Genomic DNA, 16,089 nt, shown 5'->3' with positions numbered 1-16,089 from the left:
TTTTTTCAGGCGGCTGGACTCGCCAATTTCAATACATGGGCACGGATTGTTGCGGTGGCGGCCTGCCCCGCAACGGATGCGTAACCCTTGGCCAGTTGCTCAAAGTGTGTCTCGAACAGCCAGGCGCGGTCCTGCGGATAGCGTTGCATGTGCCGCAGGTTGCGTTGTCGCAAGGCGTTGCGCAGCGGCGAAGGGAATATGCGCAGGTCAGCAATGTCGATTAGGCCGAACTCCCCATCATCCATCAGCAACACGTTGCCCTGATGCAATGAACGGAAATACACGCCGCGTTCATGCAGTTGAGCCATGAACTGGCCGAAGCGTTCTATCAGGGATTCGCGCAGGCTGCTGTCCAGACTTTGAAGCGCCTGGCGCAGAGTCAAACCGGACAGTGGTGAGTAAATGACGGCGCTGCTGCCATCGCTCAGACCATACACGCCAAGAATCTGCGGTGTGGGTATGCCCATGGCGCGCAATTGTTCCGCGTTGCTGGCAAAACGCTCGGAGTAGGGGTTGAAACTGCCCGAGGTGTACCAGCGGCGTGGGCGGAAAACCTTGAGGAAACGCCCATCAGCCAAGCGCAGGACTTTCGGGCCGAGGCCGTCTGCTTCGATGACGTGAGCATCGCTGCACAGTTGCTCGAAGGTTTCGGTTTTCAGGGATTGCACCGGCATGCTCAGTACGCTGCGCCGCCGCTGGGCAACGCTCAAGCCCGCGATGATTGCCAGTGGGATCCAGAGCAGGAACCAGTGCTCCTTGGGGCGGGACAGAATCCCCCCGCCTTCGGTCAGGCCGGCACCAATGCCGTACATCAACAGGGACGAAGCCAGAATAAACAGCGGTTGCGCCCGTTGCTTGAAGCCTTTGAAAAGGCCCCAGGCGAGCATGAAAATCCATGGGATAAAGCCGATGATGCCTACGTAATACAGCACGCCCAAGGCAAAACTGTGGGGTTCGCGCAGCTCGTTGCCATCGGCCAGAGTCAGGTATAGCTCTGAATCGTAGCTGTGGCCGATCCAAGGGTGATCGGCAATGCGTTGCAGGGACATGCTCCACAGCTCAAAGCGGAACGAGCTGCCACGGCTGGTGATCAGCTCCGGATAGATCAGCAACAGACCTGCAGCGCCCACCACCAAGCCCGCAATCAGCAGGGCCGAACGGCGATTGCGGCTGACAAAGGTTATCCACAGGATGGTCAGAGTCAGGGCCACCAGGGGCGTGCGCGAACCGGTTGCAAGGACCGCCGCGGTCATGATCGCCATGGCCGGTACGCTGAACCACAGGACGTGCAAGCGCTGGGTGGTTACGCAGACATACAACCAATAGACGCAGAAGAAACCGAATACATGGGAACTGAGCAGCGGGTTATCCAGGGCGCCGCGGCCGCCGATCATACGCATGCCCGGCTCGAAGCCCTTGATGAATGCCACCAGATTGAACAGGCACACCACCAGTGCGATCACCGCCGCACTGAAGAAAATCGGCTTGAACAGTTCATTGCGGTAATGCAGCAACAGCCCGCAGCCGGCGAACAGCATGAAGGTATGCAGGGGGCGTTTGAACAGGTCGGTGTCAGGGTGTTGCTCCGGGCTCCATAACAGGCTGGTCAACGCCCACGCACAAAACACCAGAAAGGCGATCACCAGCGGCTCGCGCAATAATTCCTTGATTTCCCTGGGGCGCAGGCACAGCAACAGCAAGGTCGGCGCGCTGAAAAGGCCGTAGTAGAACTTGTGCAGCACATTGCGATTGGTCACGAAGAACAGCGAACTCAAAAGCAGCAATAAGCCTATGGGCAGAATCCATAGGACCAGGAAGTCGAAAACGCGATTTGCGCCATAGCTGAGGCGTTTGGAGTGCATACAAAAAGCCATTCCAGAAAGAGAAAGCCGACCATCTTAAAGTAGTGGCTATATAATGTCGCCGGTTGAGGCCGGCTAAGCGTTGGGTCATGCCGGGTGCAAGTACAACAGAGAAGCTGTGCTAAAGTCAGCCTCCTTTTTTAAAACGCCGCGTGATATGACCGACTCCAGTCCGAGCGCAAGCCCTTCGAGCTTGAAAATATATTTCCGCCTGCTCAGCTATGTGAAGCCCTACGCGGGCTTGTTCGCGTTGAGTATCGTCGGATTTCTGATTTTCGCGTCGACTCAGCCGATGCTGGGTTACATCCTCAAATATTTTGTCGATGGCCTTTCCAACCCGGAAGCCGTGCTGTTCCCCAGCGTTCCGTTCCTGCGTGACCTGCAGTTGCTGCAGGCTGTGCCGCTGCTGATCATCCTGATCGCGGCCTGGCAGGGCCTGGGGTCTTTTCTGGGTAACTATCTGTTGGCCAAGGTCTCTCTGGGGCTGGTTCACGACTTGCGGGTGCAGCTGTTCAACAACCTGTTGACGCTGCCCAACCGCTACTTCGACAACCACAACTCCGGGCACCTGATCTCTCGCATCACCTTCAACGTGACCATGGTCACCGGTGCGGCGACAGACGCGATCAAGGTGGTGATCCGCGAAGGCATGACGGTGATCTTCCTGTTCGCCTCCCTGCTGTTCATGAACTGGCGCCTGACGTTGGTGATGATCGCCATCCTGCCGTTGATCGCGGTGATGGTCAGCACGGCCAGCAAAAAATTCCGCAAGCAGAGCAAGAAGATCCAAGTCGCCATGGGCGATGTGACCCATGTGGCTTCTGAGACTATCCAGGGTTACCGCGTCGTGCGCAGCTTCGGCGGCGAGGTCTACGAGGAGAAGCGTTTCCTCAAGGCCAGCCAGAGCAACACCGACAAGCAACTGCGCATGACCCGTACCGGGGCCATCTATACACCGGCGCTGCAACTGGTGATCTACACCGCCATGGCCGTGTTGATGTTCCTGGTGCTGTACCTGCGTGGCGATGCGTCGGCGGGCGACATGGTGGCTTACATCACCTTGGCCGGTCTGTTGCCCAAGCCGATCCGCCAACTGTCGGAAGTCAGCTCGACCATCCAGAAAGGCGTGGCCGGTGCCGAGAGCATTTTCGAACAGCTCGACGAAACACCGGAAGTCGACCGCGGTACTGTCGAGCGTGACAAGGTCAGCGGCCGCCTGGAAGTGCGTCAGCTGAACTTCACTTACCCAGGCACCGATCGCCATGTGCTCAAGGACATCAGCTTTACCGCCGAGCCTGGGCAGATGGTTGCCCTGGTGGGACGTTCCGGCAGCGGCAAATCGACGCTGGCCAGCCTGATCCCGCGTTTCTATCACCATGAAAGCGGTGAAATCCTGCTCGACGGCGTAGAGATCGAAGATTACAAGCTGCTCAACCTGCGCAAGCACATCGCCCAGGTGACTCAGCACGTAACCCTGTTCAGCGACACCGTCACCAACAACATCGCCTACGGCGATTTGGCCGGCGCGCCACGGGCCGATGTTGAAGCGGCGGCGGCGGATGCCTATGCCAAGGACTTCATCGATCAGTTGCCCAAAGGCTTCGATACCCAGGTGGGTGAAAACGGTGTGCTGCTGTCCGGCGGCCAGCGCCAGCGTCTGGCAATTGCCCGTGCCTTGTTGAAGAACGCGCCATTGCTGATTCTGGATGAGGCCACATCGGCCCTCGACACCGAATCGGAGCGGCATATCCAGGGCGCGCTGGACAAAGTCATGCAGGGCCGCACCACCCTGGTGATCGCCCATCGTCTGTCCACCATCGAGAAGGCCGACTTGATTCTGGTGATGGACGACGGTCGGATCGTCGAGCGCGGCACCCATGCCGAGTTGCTGGCCCAGAACGGCTATTACGCCCGTCTGCATGCCATGGGCCTGGATGCGCCGGTCTCGGCGGATATCACTTAAGCCCGCCTGCGCTACGGCTGACGATGGCGGGGGAGTGCGCTCCCTCGCCATACCATCTTCTGTCACACCCCCCACAAGCCTGCTGTAACCCTGTGCTAATATCGCGCCCCTGTTCATTTTGTATGTGGGTTGCTCCATGAAGTTGTCCATGCCGCGATTCGATCAAGCCCCTGTCTTGGTGGTCGGCGATGTCATGCTCGACCGTTACTGGCATGGTGGTACCTCACGGATTTCCCCTGAGGCACCGGTACCGGTAGTCAAGGTCGAGCAAATCGAAGACCGTCCAGGTGGCGCTGCCAACGTTGCCCTTAATATTGCCGCCCTCGGCGCTCCGGCCTCGCTGGTTGGTGTGACCGGCGACGATGAAGCCGCCGACAGCCTGGCCAACAGCCTGCGCGGTGCCGGCGTGCGTGCGCTGTTCCAGCGCATCGCCCATCAGCCGACCATCGTCAAGCTGCGGGTCATGAGCCGTCACCAGCAGTTGCTGCGAATCGATTTCGAAGAGCCCTTCGCCACCGACGCCCTGGCCCTCAGCGGTCAGGTCGACGAACTGCTCGAAGGCATCAAGGTGCTGGTGCTGTCCGACTACGGCAAAGGCGCGTTGAAGAACCACCAAATGCTGATCCAGGCCGCCAAAGCCAAGGGCATCCCCGTATTGGCCGATCCCAAGGGCAAGGACTTCTCGATTTATCGAGGTGCCAGCCTGATCACGCCGAATCTCAGCGAGTTCGAAGCTATCGTCGGCGGTTGTGCCGATGAGCACGACTTGGTGAGCAAGGGCGCCACGCTGATGGCCGACCTTGATCTGGGCGCCTTGCTGGTCACCCGTGGCGAGCACGGCATGACCCTGCTGCGCCCGGGCCACCCGGCGATGCATCTGCCGGCGCGTGCCCGTGAAGTGTTCGATGTCACCGGCGCCGGCGACACAGTGATCTCCACCCTGGCCGCCTCCATCGCCGCTGGCGAAGAACTGCCCCACGCGGTGGCCCTGGCCAATCTGGCGGCGGGCATCGTGGTTGGCAAGTTGGGCACCGCGGCCATCAGTGCTCCGGAATTGCGTCGCGCGATCCAGCGTTCCGAAGGCTCGGAGCGCGGTGTGCTGAGCATCGAGCAATTGCTGCTGGCGATTGACGACGCCCGTGCCCACAACGAAAGCATTGTGTTCACCAACGGCTGCTTCGACATCCTCCACGCCGGTCATGTGACGTACCTGGAGCAGGCCCGCGCCCAAGGCGATCGTCTGATCGTCGCGGTCAATGACGATGCGTCGGTCAGCCGTCTGAAGGGCCCCGGCCGTCCGATCAATAGCGTCGACCGGCGCATGGCGGTTCTGGCCGGTTTGGGCGCAGTGGACTGGGTGATCAGCTTCCCTGAAGCGACCCCTGAAAATCTGTTGGCCCAGGTCAAACCCGATGTGCTGGTCAAGGGCGGTGACTACTCCGTCGATCAGGTGGTCGGCGCCGATATCGTCAGCGCCTACGGCGGTACGGTTAAAGTGCTGGGCCTGGTGGAGAACAGCTCGACCACGGCAATCGTCGAGAAGATCCGCAACAATGAATAAGGCTGAACCGTTGGTTTTGATCACCGGGGGCGCGGGCTTTATCGGCTCGCATCTGGTCGATGCACTGCTTGCCAAAGGCTATGCCGTGCGGGTGCTGGATAATCTGTCCACCGGCAAACGCAGCAACCTGCCCCTGGACAATCCGCGCGTGGAGCTGCTCGAAGGCGATGTGGCCGACGCCGAACTGGTTGGTCAGGCTGCCTTCGGCGCGACGGCGGTCGTGCACCTGGCCGCCGTGGCCTCGGTGCAGGCGTCGGTGGACGACCCGGTCAGCACGCACCAGAGCAATTTCGTCGGCACCTTGAATGTGTGCGAAGCCATGCGCAAGGCCGGGGTCAAACGCGTGGTGTTTGCGTCCAGCGCGGCGGTGTATGGCAACAATGGCGAAGGGGCCTCGATCGACGAAGAGACCACCAAGGCGCCGCTGACGCCCTACGCGTCCGACAAGTTGGCCGGCGAATACTACTTTGATTTCTACCGTCGCCAGCATGGTCTGGAGCCGGTGATGTTCCGTTTCTTCAATATCTTCGGGCCGCGTCAGGACCCGTCCTCGCCGTACTCCGGCGTAATCAGCATCTTCTGCGAACGTGCCCAGCAGGGTCTGCCCATCAGCGTGTTCGGCGATGGTGAGCAGACTCGCGATTTCATGTACGTGGAAGACCTGGTGGACGTATTGGTGCAGGCCATCGAAGCGCCGGATGCGCCGCTGGGTGCGATCAATGTGGGCTGGAACCGCACTACCACCCTCAAGCAGGTCTTGCAGGCATTGGAAGAAGCGGTGGGCTCGTTGCCCGCCGTGACTTACGGGCCAGCGCGTTCGGGAGATATCCGACATTCGCGGGCGAACAATCAGCGGCTGCTGGCCAGCTTCACCCTGCCTGAACCCACGCCGTTGAAGGTCGGTTTGCAGCGCCTGCTTAACGGCTGAATCCTGAGGCCAGTACGCTAATTGCTTGATTAGCGGCTGGCCTTTTTCCTCGGCACAATCTTGCCCAGCATCTGCCGCGCCCTGCCAGTCAGGCGTTTGAGTTTCGACTCTTTCTCCGGCTGCGCCAGCCCTTGCTGGCGCAGCCAATCCTTCCAGCGAATCCGCTCTTCTCGCACCACCCAGCCGTCCTGCTGGGCGAAGCTCTCCGCCAGGAACAGGCCCCGTGTGCTGGCGGGGTGCAGTTGGTCTTTCTTGACTGTGTACAGCTCGGCCAAGGGCTGGCCGTCCTTGAGCGGCATCAGATACAGGTCAGGGCGTTGTCGGTTAAGGCGCGCCACCAGCTGGTCGCCTTCCAGGCGTTCATCCACATGGAACAGGCTCAGGGACTTTGCCTCCTTGGGCACTTCAAGGCGCAGGTCGTAAATCAATTGCAGCGAAGCGGTGGGCAGGTGCACATAAGCCCGTGGGCGTTCGATCAACTGGGTGGTGGCGCAGCGGACCGGGCGCGCGGCGCCGGACAGCGGGCTGAGGCGAAACGGCAGCGCCTCGCGGTAATGCAGGGCGGCGGAGTAGGGCGCCGGCAGCCAGGTATCGTTGAAGCGCCCGCCGAGCCAGCCTTCGGGGGTTTCCAGTAGGCACTCTTCGGCGATTTCCTGGATGGCGGTGTGCAGCGGCAGGTTCAATTCGTGAGCCGGGACGTAGCCGGAAATCAGCTTGAGCACCACGTCGCCCCGGTCCTGGCGGCGCTGGCGCACCAGCACCCAATAGTCGCGGTTCTGCCAGTGCAAGGTCAGACGCACCGAGACCCCAAGGTTGGCCAGCTCCACCGCGAAGCGCTCGGCGTCCGGCACATCCACCGGTTTGCGCCGTTGCAGGGTCTGGGCGAAGTTGAGCGGCATGCCGACGCTCTGGTAACTCAGGCCTTCGGGGGTGGCTTCAACGTGCAGCGGCAGTGTCTTGAAGTTGCTGGGGTTTTTTCTTATGAGCGTGCGCGGCATGTCGGCTCCTTCTTGCGACGGGGTCGGCCGCGTGGGCGGCATCAGCGTTGACGAATGACCTGGGCAGCGGTCGCCACGTTATGGGCCAGGTGCAGCGGGTTAATGGTCCCGACAATAGCACTGGCGACGCCCGTTTGCGCAAACAACAACGTGAAACTGGCGCGTATTGGATCCATTCCGGGTTCCAGGCAGACATGGCCGCTGGCCAAGGCTTTTTTGACCAGGATGCCTTTGCCGTGGGCCGCTGCATAATCAATGACGGCTTTCTCGGCCTGTTCGTTCAGATTGTAGGTGACCATCGCGCAGTCGCCTTGCTCCAGGGCCTTCAAGCCACCTTCGACGGTTTTGCCGGAGAAACCGAAACCGCGAATCTTGCCCTCTTGCTTGAGCTGCGCCAGGGTCTGGTACACCTCGCAGTCGTTGAGGATGTGCAAGTCGTTGCCGTCGGAATGCACCAGCACCAGGTCGATAAAATCCGTTTCAAGTCGTTTCAAGCTGCGTTCTATCGACAGGCGCGTATGCGCTGCACTGAAATCGTGACGGGAGACACCCGCTTCGAACTCTTCACCCACCTTGCTGACGATCACCCAGTCCTGGCGCTGACCACGCAACAGCGGCCCCAGGCGTTCTTCACTCATGCCATAGGCCGGCGCGGTGTCGATCAGGTTGATCCCCAGCTCGCGAGCCTGGCGCAACAGCATGCGCGCCTCGTCATCCCCTGGAATCTGAAAGCCGTTGGGGTATTTCACCCCTTGATCGCGCCCCAGTTTTACGGTGCCCAGGCCCAGCGGCGAAACAAGCAGGCCGGTGTTGCCCAGCGGGCGATGCAGGTCGTGCAGGGTCGGCAGGCTCATGGCAACAGGGTCTCCCAGACGGGTACGCCGAGGGCGGGTTTGGGCAATTCCGGCAGCGGTTGCGTGGGGCCTGGCTGGATGCCGTCGCGTTCCAGGCTGTGCAGCACGCGGTCGGCGAAATCCGGCGCCAGGGCCAATTTGGTCGGCCAGCCCACCAGCAGGCGGCCCTGTTCGGCGAGGAAGGCATTGTCGGGACGGCTCAGGCCCGACTGCAGCGGTTCGGCACGGTCGACTCGCAGTGTGGCCCAGCGGGTCTGGTGCATGTCGATCCAGGGCAGTAAATGCGCCAGCTCTTTCTGTGCGGTGGCGATTTGTGCTTCCGGCGTGCGCGCCACGCCGTCGGCCTCGGCGATGTCGCCGCCCATGTACCACACCCATTCGCCATTGGCGGCCGGGTGCGTGGTGATGGTCAGGCGCGGCTTCGTGCCGCCGCCCAGGCAATGGGCATACAGCGGCTTCAGGCCGGGGCCCTTGGCGAGGATCATATGCAGTGGCCGCGTCTGCATGGCCGGCTGGCTCAAGCCCAGGGCGCTGAGCAAGTCGGCAGTGCCGGCGCCCGCGCTCAATACGATGCGTTGGGCGCGAATCTCGCGGCCGTCCACCTTCAGGCCCACCAAGGTGCCGCCGTCGTGCAGCGGTTCGATGTGCTGCCCGGCGAGCAGGCTGTCACCGCCCAGTTGTGCCAGGCGCTCGATCACGCTCGGCACGTCCACCACCAGTTCGGCCAGGCGATAGACCTTGCCTTTGAAGCGCTTGTCTTGCAGAGCCGGCGGCAAATCGTCGCCTTTGACCTGATCCACACGGCCACGCACAGCCTTGCTGGCGAAGAAGCTGGTGAGATTGCCGGCGAGGGTGCCGGGGGACCACAGGTAGTGCGCCTGGGACAGTACGCGCACCCCGGACAGGTCCAGCTCGCCGCTGCCGGCCAGGGCCTCGCGCCAGCGGCGCGGCATGTCGGCGATGGCTTCGGAGGCGCCGGTGAGGGCGCCGTGCAGGGCGTATTTGGCGCCGCCGTGAATGATCCCCTGGGACTTCACACTTTGTCCGCCGCCGAGGGTGGCGCTTTCCACCAGCACCGTGGAAAACCCCTGGCGGCGCAGGCGCGCGTTGAGCCAGAGGCCGGCAACCCCGGCGCCGACTATCAGAACGTCGGTGGAAATAGGCATGCGCGCGGGACCTCTGCGTTGGAAATGGGCGCCTAGTATAGCGCGCTGCGCTGCCTCATCAGTGCGACACGTTGGCCGCGACTCAATGCCCAGCCGTTTTCGAGAACAGCTGAATCACCACCACCCCCAGCACAATCAGGCCCATGCCCAGCATCGCCGGCAGGTCGAGCTTCTGCCCGTAGATAAACAGCGCCGCCACGCTGACCATCACGATCCCCATCCCGGCCCACACGGCATAGGCCACGCCCACCGGCACCGTGCGCACCACCAGGGTCAGCATCCAGAACGCCACGCCGTAGCCGACGATCACCAACAGCAGTGGGATCGGCGTGCTCCAGCCCTTAATGGCTTTCATGGATACCGTGGCGATCACTTCCGAGCAGATGGCGATGGCCAGGTAGCAGTAGGCGGCATTCATAGGTCAATCCTCGGCGTAGGGCGGGTCAATAGGCCGGCATTTTAGCGGCTGCTTAGATGGGGTAAAGTCATTACCTATCAGTGTGAGAGATAGGTTGCTCCATGAGCATTCAATGGAATCTGGAACAAATGCGCTTATTTGTGAACGTTGCCGAGCAGCGTTCTTTTTCGGCGGTGGCGCGGGGGCAGCGCAAGGCGCAGTCGGCGGTCAGCAGTGGGATTGCAATGCTGGAGGCTGACCTGGGCGTGAGCTTGTTCGAGCGCAGCAGCGGCCGCCAGCCGCGGCTGACCGAAGCCGGCGCGGTGTTGCTCGAAGAGGCCCGGGAAGTGTTGCGCCAGTGCGAACGCCTTAACGGTCGTGCCTTGTCATTGATGCGCGGCGAAGAAGCCTGCCTGCGCCTGGCTCAGGACGAGGCCATGCTGTACCAGCCAGTGCTCGACAGCTTGGACGCCTTGGCCGGGCAATTTCCCAATCTGGAAGTGCAGCTTTCCAGTGCAGCCCAGGGCGATGTCGCACGCAAACTGGTGGAGCGCAAGGCTGACCTGGGCATGCTGTTCTATCACGATCAAATTCCCGAAGCGCTGGAGCGCCGCGTGGTGGGCAGTGTGGAAATGGTCACGGTCTGCGGGCGCCACCACCCGCTGGCGGCGCAGAATCGCGTGGATTGTCAGGGCCTGGCGCAATACCGTCAGTTGCTGATGTCGACCCAGACCAGTGTCTACCCCGGCAGTGAAGCCGCCAGCCCGCAGGTCTGGCGGGCCGACAGCTTCTACGTGCTGGCCGAATGGCTGATCCGTGGCCTGGGTTGGGCCTGGCTGCCCAGGCATGTGGTGCAATACCCCGCGTATCAGAACCTGATGGTCGAACTCGATAGTGAATGGACCCCGCCGGCGCTGGTGGTGGAGCTGGTCTGGCGGCGCGATGAACCCCTGGGGCCCGCCGCGAGATTTCTCGCTGAACGTTTTGCCGAGTGCCTGCGGGCGATCGACTGAAAAAGCCGATAAACTCCGCCGCCATGAATAGAACTCTCTACACCTGCCTGTTTTACCTGGCGCTGCCCTTGGTGGCTTTACGTCTGTGGCTGCGCGCGCGCAAGGCGCCAGCCTATGCCCAGCGCGTGGGCGAGCGGTTTTCCTACGGTTTGCCGGCGATGCAGCCGGGCGGGATCTGGGTGCACGCCGTCTCGGTGGGCGAAAGCATCGCGGCCGCGCCCATGGTGCGCGGGTTGCTGGCGCGTTATCCGGACTTGCCGATCACGCTCACCTGCATGACGCCCACCGGCTCCGAGCGTATCCAGGCCCTGTTCGCCAATGAGCCGCGCATCCAGCACTGCTATTTGCCCTATGACGTGCCGTGCGCGGCCAAGCGTTTTCTGGATCGCGTGCAGCCGAAACTGGCGGTGATCATGGAAACCGAGCTGTGGCCCAACCATATTCACGCCTGCGCCCAACGCGGCATTCCGGTGGCGCTGGCCAATGCGCGGCTGTCGGCGCGTTCGGCCAAGGGCTATGGGCGCTTCGCCAAGTTGACCGCACCGATGTTGTCCGAGATGAGCCTGCTTGCCGTGCAGACGCAGGCCGAGGCTCAGCGTTTCCTGAACCTGGGCGCACGCCCCGAGACCGTGGAAGTGACGGGTTCGATCAAGTTCGACCTGACCATCGACCCGCAGTTGCCGGCCCGCGCCGCCGCGCTGCGTGCGCAATGGGGCGCCACTGAGCGGCCGGTGTGGATCGCCGCCAGCACCCACGCCGGCGAAGATGAAGTGGTACTTGCCGCCCATCGTCAACTGCTCGACAGCTACCCCAATGCGTTGTTGATCCTGGTGCCGCGCCATCAGGAACGCTTCGGGCCGATGTTCGATCTATGCCAGCAGCAAGGCTTCGCCACGGTTCGGCGCTCCAGCGGCGAGCCCGTCACGGCGCAGACATCGGTGCTGCTGGGCGACACCATGGGGGAGTTGCTGTTTCTGTACGCCCTGGCCGACAGCGCTTTCGTCGGCGGTAGCCTGGTGGCGACCGGTGGGCACAACCCATTGGAGCCGGCAGCGTTGGCGCTGCCGGTGATCATGGGGCCGCATGTATTCAACTTCCTCGAAATCACCACGATGATGCGCGAAGCCGGTGCGTTGCGCGAAGTGGATGACGCCGAAGGGTTGGCCGAAGCCGTGCGACAGTTGTTCGAGCTGCCCCAGGATGCCCGCAAGATGGCGCAGGCGGGGCTCAAGGTGATGCAGGCCAACCAGGGCGCGCTTGAGCGCTTGCTCAATGGTCTGGGCCGATTGATCGCGATTTAAAGGGCGAAAGGGGATTGCCCTTGATGACGATCTGTCAGGCCAAATAGTGTTGGCTGTCTTGCGCTATCGGGGGCAAGTCGAATCGTCGCACCGCCCCTCCCGCATGATCAAGCCCCTCACACATGATTTAGCAGCGTGATTAATTATTCGGGCGGGCCTTGAGCTGTTCGGCGGCGGCCTTGGCCAGGTCCGGCGGCAGGAAGTCGCGGTCCGGGTTGTAGTCAGCCTTGAGGTAGCGCGCCAGGTCCTGCAGATCCCCAGGGTTCAAGGTGCCCGCGGCCTGCTTCAAACGCAGGTTGTCGAGGATGTAGTCGTAGCGGCTGTTGTTGTAGTTGCGTACCGAGGCATAGAGCTGGCGCTGGGCGTCGAGCACGTCGACGATATTGCGCGTACCCACCTGATAGCCGATTTCCGTGGCTTCCACCGCGCTCTGGTTGGAGATGATCGACTGGCGGCGCGCCTGTACCTGTTCCACATCGGTGTTCACCGCGCGGTGCAGGTTGCGTGTGTTTTCCACCACCTGGCGGCGCAAGCCTTCGCGTTGCTGTTCGGTCTGGCCCAGGCGCGAGTACGACTCGCGGACCTGCGAGCTGGTCAGGCCGCCGCTGTAGATCGGGATATTCAGGCGCAGGCCGATGGTGCGTTGTTCCACGTCGCCGCGATAGGGCGTGCCGAAGGCATTCGGGTTGCTGAACCCCAGCGCATCGTTATCGCCTTTTTCGTATTGCGCCACTGCGTCCAAGGTTGGCGCGTGACCGGCCTTGCGCTGCTTGAGGACTTCCTCGGCGGCGGTGACGGCATAGTTGCTGGCCAGCAGGTTGAGGTTCTGGCGCCCAGCGGTTTCGACCCAGGCCTTGGCGTCGTTAGGCAGCGGCGGCAACACCGGCAGCGTGTGGACAATGCCCTGGATCGAGTTGTACTGACGGTTGGTCAGGGTGATCAGTGCTTCAAACGCATCTTCTACCTGACGCTGCGCCAGAATCCGGTTGGCCCGCGCGGTGTCGTAGCTGGCTTGGGATTGCAGCACGTCGGTCTTGTCCGACAGGCCCACGTCGAAGCGCTCGTTGGACTGATCAAGTTGGCGTTTGAAAGCGTTCTCTTCGGCCTTGGTCGAGGCCAGGTTGTCCTGGGCGCGCAGCACGGCGAAGTAGTTCTCGGCGCTCTGCAGAATCAGGTTCTGTTCGGTGGCCGACAGTTGCAGCGCTGCCTGTTCATTGGTGGCTTCAGCCGCCTGCAACTGGAACCAACGGTCGGCGCGGAACAGCGGCTGGCTGAGGGTCGCGCGCCAGGAGTGGGCATCGCGGTTGGCGGTGGCGGCCGGTGTGTCGATCTGGGTGCGTACATTGTTGATGTCGGCGCCGCCTGAGAGGTTCGGCAGCAGGCCGGCGCGGGCCTGAGGCACCACTTCTTTTTGCGCGCCGTATTGCGCGCGGGCGGCGGCCAGGTCGGCGTTGTTATCCACTGCTTCCTGATAGACGCTGACCAGGTCGGTTCTGGCGGATAAGGGCGCTTCAGCTGCCCAGACCATTCCGTTGGTCGCACAAGACACGGCAATAGCCAGTGAGAGTTTGCGCAGCATGAGGCGATCCCTGAATAAATATTACGGTGATAATTCGACGGCCAAGGCTACGGCGACTGTTTCAGAGCGTCAAGCCTTGGGCAGTAGCCGAGTGTAGTGGCGCCGACCCGACGCAACAATCCTGCAATCATGCCATTCATCACGCTGAAAGCAGCACCATTGGCAATTTGCCCATTCCATGGTCTAGACTGGCCGCGTTCTTGTCGGGGTGCCTTGTTGGAAGGCTGAGATCGGTAAATACCGGATCCCGTTGAACCTGATCAGGTTAGCGCCTGCGTAGGGAACAAGATTTCTCGTCACCCGGCGAGTCCTCTTGTGCTTCGTCCGGGATGTTGTTCGTTTACCGAGCAGCCCTCGTGCGCCAAGCACAGCACTGGTTCCAGTGCGTCCGTCCGTCACAGGTTCGCTCCGACAAACATCCACCGCCTGGATAAGTTGGAGAGCCCGTGATGACTACAAAACTAAAAAATACCGTGCATTTGAGTGAATCGGCCAAGGTCGACTCTGGCTCCGTGCAGCCGTTTACCCGCTCGCAAAAAATCTACGTGCAGGGCACTCGCCCGGATATCCGCGTCCCCATGCGCGAAATCAGCCTGGACGTGACCCCCACCGATTTCGGCGGTGAAATCAACGCCCCTGTCACCGTGTACGACACCTCGGGCCCCTACACCGACCCCAATGTGATCATCGATGTGCGCAAAGGCTTGGCCGATGTGCGTTCGCCGTGGATCGAATCCCGTGGCGACACCGAACGGCTGGCCGGCCTGACCTCGCATTTCGGCCAGCAGCGCCTGAGCGATGCCGAGCTGACCGCCCTGCGTTTTGCCCATGTGAAGAACCCGCGCCGCGCCAAGGCCGGTGCCAACGTCACCCAGATGCACTACGCGCGCAAAGGCATCATCACCGCCGAGATGGAATACGTCGCCATCCGCGAGAACATGAAGCTCGAAGAAGCCCGGGCCAGTGGCTTGCTCGACCAGCAGCACGCCGGCCACAGCTTCGGCGCCAGCGTGCCGAAGATCATCACTCCGGAATTCGTGCGCGAAGAAATTGCCCGTGGCCGCGCAATCATCCCGGCCAACATCAACCACACCGAACTGGAGCCGATGATCATCGGCCGTAACTTCCTAGTGAAGATCAACGGCAATATCGGCAACAGCGCCCTGGGTTCGTCCATCGAAGAAGAAGTGGCGAAACTCACTTGGGGCATCCGCTGGGGCTCGGACACGGTGATGGACTTGTCCACCGGCAAACACATCCATGAAACCCGCGAGTGGATCATCCGCAACTCGCCGGTGCCGATCGGTACCGTGCCGATCTACCAGGCCCTGGAAAAAGTCGGCGGCGCCGCCGAAGACCTGACCTGGGAGCTGTTCCGCGACACCCTGATCGAACAGGCCGAGCAGGGTGTCGACTACTTCACCATCCACGCCGGCGTGCTGCTGCGCTACGTGCCGCTGACCGCCAAGCGCGTCACCGGCATTGTGTCCCGTGGCGGTTCGATCATGGCCAAGTGGTGCCTGGCGCACCATAAAGAGAACTTCACCTACACGCATTTCGACGAAATCTGCGAAATCATGAAGGCCTATGACGTCAGCTTCTCCCTGGGCGACGGCCTGCGCCCCGGTTCGATTGCCGACGCCAACGACGCCGCGCAGTTCGGCGAGTTGGAAACCCTCGGCGAACTGACCAAGACCGCCTGGAAGCACGACGTGCAAACCATGATCGAAGGTCCCGGCCATGTGCCGATGCAACTGATCAAGGAGAACATGGACAAGCAGCTCGAATGCTGCGACGAAGCGCCGTTCTACACCCTCGGCCCGCTGACCACCGACATTGCGCCTGGCTACGACCACATCACCTCCGGCATCGGTGCGGCGATGATCGGCTGGTTCGGTTGCGCCATGCTCTGCTACGTGACGCCGAAGGAGCACCTGGGCCTGCCGAACAAGGATGACGTAAAGACCGGCATCATCACCTACAAGATTGCCGCCCACGCGGCCGACCTGGCCAAGGGGCACCCGGGCGCGCAGATCCGCGATAACGCCTTGAGCAAGGCGCGCTTCGAGTTCCGCTGGGAAGACCAGTTCAACCTCGGCCTGGACCCGGACACCGCGCGCTCCTACCACGACGAAACCCTGCCCAAGGACTCGGCCAAAGTCGCGCATTTCTGCTCGATGTGCGGGCCGAAGTTCTGCTCGATGAAAATCACCCAGGAAGTGCGTGAGTACGCGGCCAACCAGCGCATTGACGCGGTGGATGTGGACGTGGCCAAGGGCCTGGCGGAGCAGGCGGAGCGGTTCAAGCAGGAAGGCAGTCAGTTGTACAAGAAGGTCTGATCCAGAGACGGCGGTGCCTGTACCGCCGTTATAGGGGGGGAAACCCCCCCCCCCCCCCCAATTTGTGTGGGGGGGGGGCCCCCCAAAAAAAAACCCCCCAAAAAAAAAAAACACAAAAAAAAACCCCT

At 61.9% G+C, this 16,089-nt stretch carries 12 protein-coding genes and 1 riboswitch; of the genes, 6 read left to right on the top strand and 6 right to left on the bottom strand.

Features of this window, described 5'->3' with window-relative positions:
- Positions 1-5: 5 nt before the first annotated feature.
- On the bottom strand, positions 6-1,862 hold the full coding sequence (locus tag ACFZPT_RS10255) for a bifunctional O-antigen ligase/aminoglycoside phosphotransferase family protein (protein ID WP_047881420.1): 1,857 nt from the start codon (positions 1,860-1,862) through the stop codon (positions 6-8).
- A gap of 157 nt (positions 1,863-2,019) precedes the next feature.
- Here ACFZPT_RS10255 and msbA point away from each other — a divergent pair, with 157 nt between their 5' ends.
- The 3 genes from msbA to ACFZPT_RS10240 all read left to right on the top strand — a co-directional run bounded on the left by msbA (position 2,020) and on the right by ACFZPT_RS10240 (position 6,314).
- A complete protein-coding gene (gene msbA / locus ACFZPT_RS10250; RefSeq protein ID WP_034095568.1) occupies positions 2,020-3,825 on the top strand; it encodes a lipid A export permease/ATP-binding protein MsbA in 1,806 nt (601 codons plus the stop codon).
- Positions 3,826-3,961: 136 nt separating this feature from the next.
- Entirely contained in the window at positions 3,962-5,386 is a 1,425-nt protein-coding gene (gene hldE / locus ACFZPT_RS10245) for a bifunctional D-glycero-beta-D-manno-heptose-7-phosphate kinase/D-glycero-beta-D-manno-heptose 1-phosphate adenylyltransferase HldE (protein WP_034095569.1), read from the top strand.
- Positions 5,379-6,314, top strand: coding sequence for an NAD-dependent epimerase/dehydratase family protein (locus ACFZPT_RS10240; protein WP_034095570.1), 936 nt, complete (start codon positions 5,379-5,381; stop codon positions 6,312-6,314). Before hldE ends, ACFZPT_RS10240 begins: the two co-directional genes overlap by 8 nt.
- 29 nt (positions 6,315-6,343) lie before the next feature.
- Here the strand turns inward: ACFZPT_RS10240 and ACFZPT_RS10235 are convergent, their stop codons facing one another.
- The 4 genes from ACFZPT_RS10235 to ACFZPT_RS10220 all read right to left on the bottom strand — a co-directional run bounded on the left by ACFZPT_RS10235 (position 6,344) and on the right by ACFZPT_RS10220 (position 9,750).
- Positions 6,344-7,312, bottom strand: coding sequence for a metal ABC transporter ATPase (locus ACFZPT_RS10235; RefSeq protein ID WP_099313051.1), 969 nt, complete (start codon positions 7,310-7,312; stop codon positions 6,344-6,346).
- A gap of 41 nt (positions 7,313-7,353) precedes the next feature.
- Positions 7,354-8,166, bottom strand: a complete 813-nt coding sequence (locus tag ACFZPT_RS10230; protein ID WP_034111492.1) for an aldo/keto reductase — start codon at positions 8,164-8,166, stop codon at positions 7,354-7,356.
- Complete coding sequence (locus tag ACFZPT_RS10225; RefSeq protein ID WP_034111494.1) at positions 8,163-9,332, bottom strand: FAD-binding oxidoreductase; 1,170 nt, start codon at positions 9,330-9,332, stop codon at positions 8,163-8,165. The genes ACFZPT_RS10230 and ACFZPT_RS10225 overlap by 4 nt, the downstream gene beginning before the upstream one ends.
- An 82-nt stretch (positions 9,333-9,414) precedes the next feature.
- Positions 9,415-9,750 (bottom strand): multidrug efflux SMR transporter, encoded by a 336-nt coding sequence (locus ACFZPT_RS10220; protein ID WP_034095574.1) that lies wholly within the window; start codon positions 9,748-9,750, stop codon positions 9,415-9,417.
- Positions 9,751-9,851: 101 nt separating this feature from the next.
- Between ACFZPT_RS10220 and ACFZPT_RS10215 the strand changes: the two genes are divergently transcribed.
- Both ACFZPT_RS10215 and waaA read left to right on the top strand, forming a co-directional pair.
- Positions 9,852-10,742: a LysR family transcriptional regulator gene (locus ACFZPT_RS10215; protein ID WP_099313052.1), complete on the top strand. Its 891-nt coding sequence runs from the start codon at positions 9,852-9,854 to the stop codon at positions 10,740-10,742.
- Positions 10,743-10,765: 23 nt separating this feature from the next.
- The gene (gene waaA / locus ACFZPT_RS10210) at positions 10,766-12,043 is read left to right on the top strand and encodes a lipid IV(A) 3-deoxy-D-manno-octulosonic acid transferase (protein WP_099313053.1); all 1,278 of its coding nucleotides are present in this window, start codon (positions 10,766-10,768) and stop codon (positions 12,041-12,043) included.
- A gap of 139 nt (positions 12,044-12,182) precedes the next feature.
- Here the strand turns inward: waaA and ACFZPT_RS10205 are convergent, their stop codons facing one another.
- Entirely contained in the window at positions 12,183-13,622 is a 1,440-nt protein-coding gene (locus ACFZPT_RS10205) for a TolC family outer membrane protein (RefSeq protein ID WP_034095577.1), read from the bottom strand.
- Positions 13,623-13,816: 194 nt separating this feature from the next.
- A riboswitch (TPP riboswitch) is annotated at positions 13,817-13,922 on the top strand.
- Positions 13,923-14,071: 149 nt separating this feature from the next.
- Between ACFZPT_RS10205 and thiC the strand changes: the two genes are divergently transcribed.
- A complete protein-coding gene (thiC, locus tag ACFZPT_RS10200; protein ID WP_034095578.1) occupies positions 14,072-15,961 on the top strand; it encodes a phosphomethylpyrimidine synthase ThiC in 1,890 nt (629 codons plus the stop codon).
- Positions 15,962-16,089 lie beyond the last annotated feature (128 nt).

The organism is Pseudomonas sp. MD330_10 (genome assembly GCF_042610415.1).
In the GTDB taxonomy this organism is placed as follows: Bacteria; Pseudomonadota; Gammaproteobacteria; order Pseudomonadales; family Pseudomonadaceae; genus Aquipseudomonas; species Aquipseudomonas rhodesiae.
This window is presented reverse-complemented; position numbering and strand designations above follow the sequence as displayed.

Bases quoted from the DNA above. Each gene is read 5' to 3' on its own strand.
- ACFZPT_RS10255 (WP_047881420.1), bottom strand. From the start codon at position 1,862: ATGCACTCCAAACGCCTCAGCTATGGCGCAAATCGCGTTTTCGACTTC.
- msbA (WP_034095568.1), top strand. From the start codon at position 2,020: ATGACCGACTCCAGTCCGAGCGCAAGCCCTTCGAGCTTGAAAATATAT.
- hldE (WP_034095569.1), top strand. From the start codon at position 3,962: ATGAAGTTGTCCATGCCGCGATTCGATCAAGCCCCTGTCTTGGTGGTC.
- ACFZPT_RS10240 (WP_034095570.1), top strand. From the start codon at position 5,379: ATGAATAAGGCTGAACCGTTGGTTTTGATCACCGGGGGCGCGGGCTTT.
- ACFZPT_RS10235 (WP_099313051.1), bottom strand. From the start codon at position 7,312: ATGCCGCGCACGCTCATAAGAAAAAACCCCAGCAACTTCAAGACACTG.
- ACFZPT_RS10230 (WP_034111492.1), bottom strand. From the start codon at position 8,166: ATGAGCCTGCCGACCCTGCACGACCTGCATCGCCCGCTGGGCAACACC.
- ACFZPT_RS10225 (WP_034111494.1), bottom strand. From the start codon at position 9,332: ATGCCTATTTCCACCGACGTTCTGATAGTCGGCGCCGGGGTTGCCGGC.
- ACFZPT_RS10220 (WP_034095574.1), bottom strand. From the start codon at position 9,750: ATGAATGCCGCCTACTGCTACCTGGCCATCGCCATCTGCTCGGAAGTG.
- ACFZPT_RS10215 (WP_099313052.1), top strand. From the start codon at position 9,852: ATGAGCATTCAATGGAATCTGGAACAAATGCGCTTATTTGTGAACGTT.
- waaA (WP_099313053.1), top strand. From the start codon at position 10,766: ATGAATAGAACTCTCTACACCTGCCTGTTTTACCTGGCGCTGCCCTTG.
- ACFZPT_RS10205 (WP_034095577.1), bottom strand. From the start codon at position 13,622: ATGCTGCGCAAACTCTCACTGGCTATTGCCGTGTCTTGTGCGACCAAC.
- thiC (WP_034095578.1), top strand. From the start codon at position 14,072: ATGACTACAAAACTAAAAAATACCGTGCATTTGAGTGAATCGGCCAAG.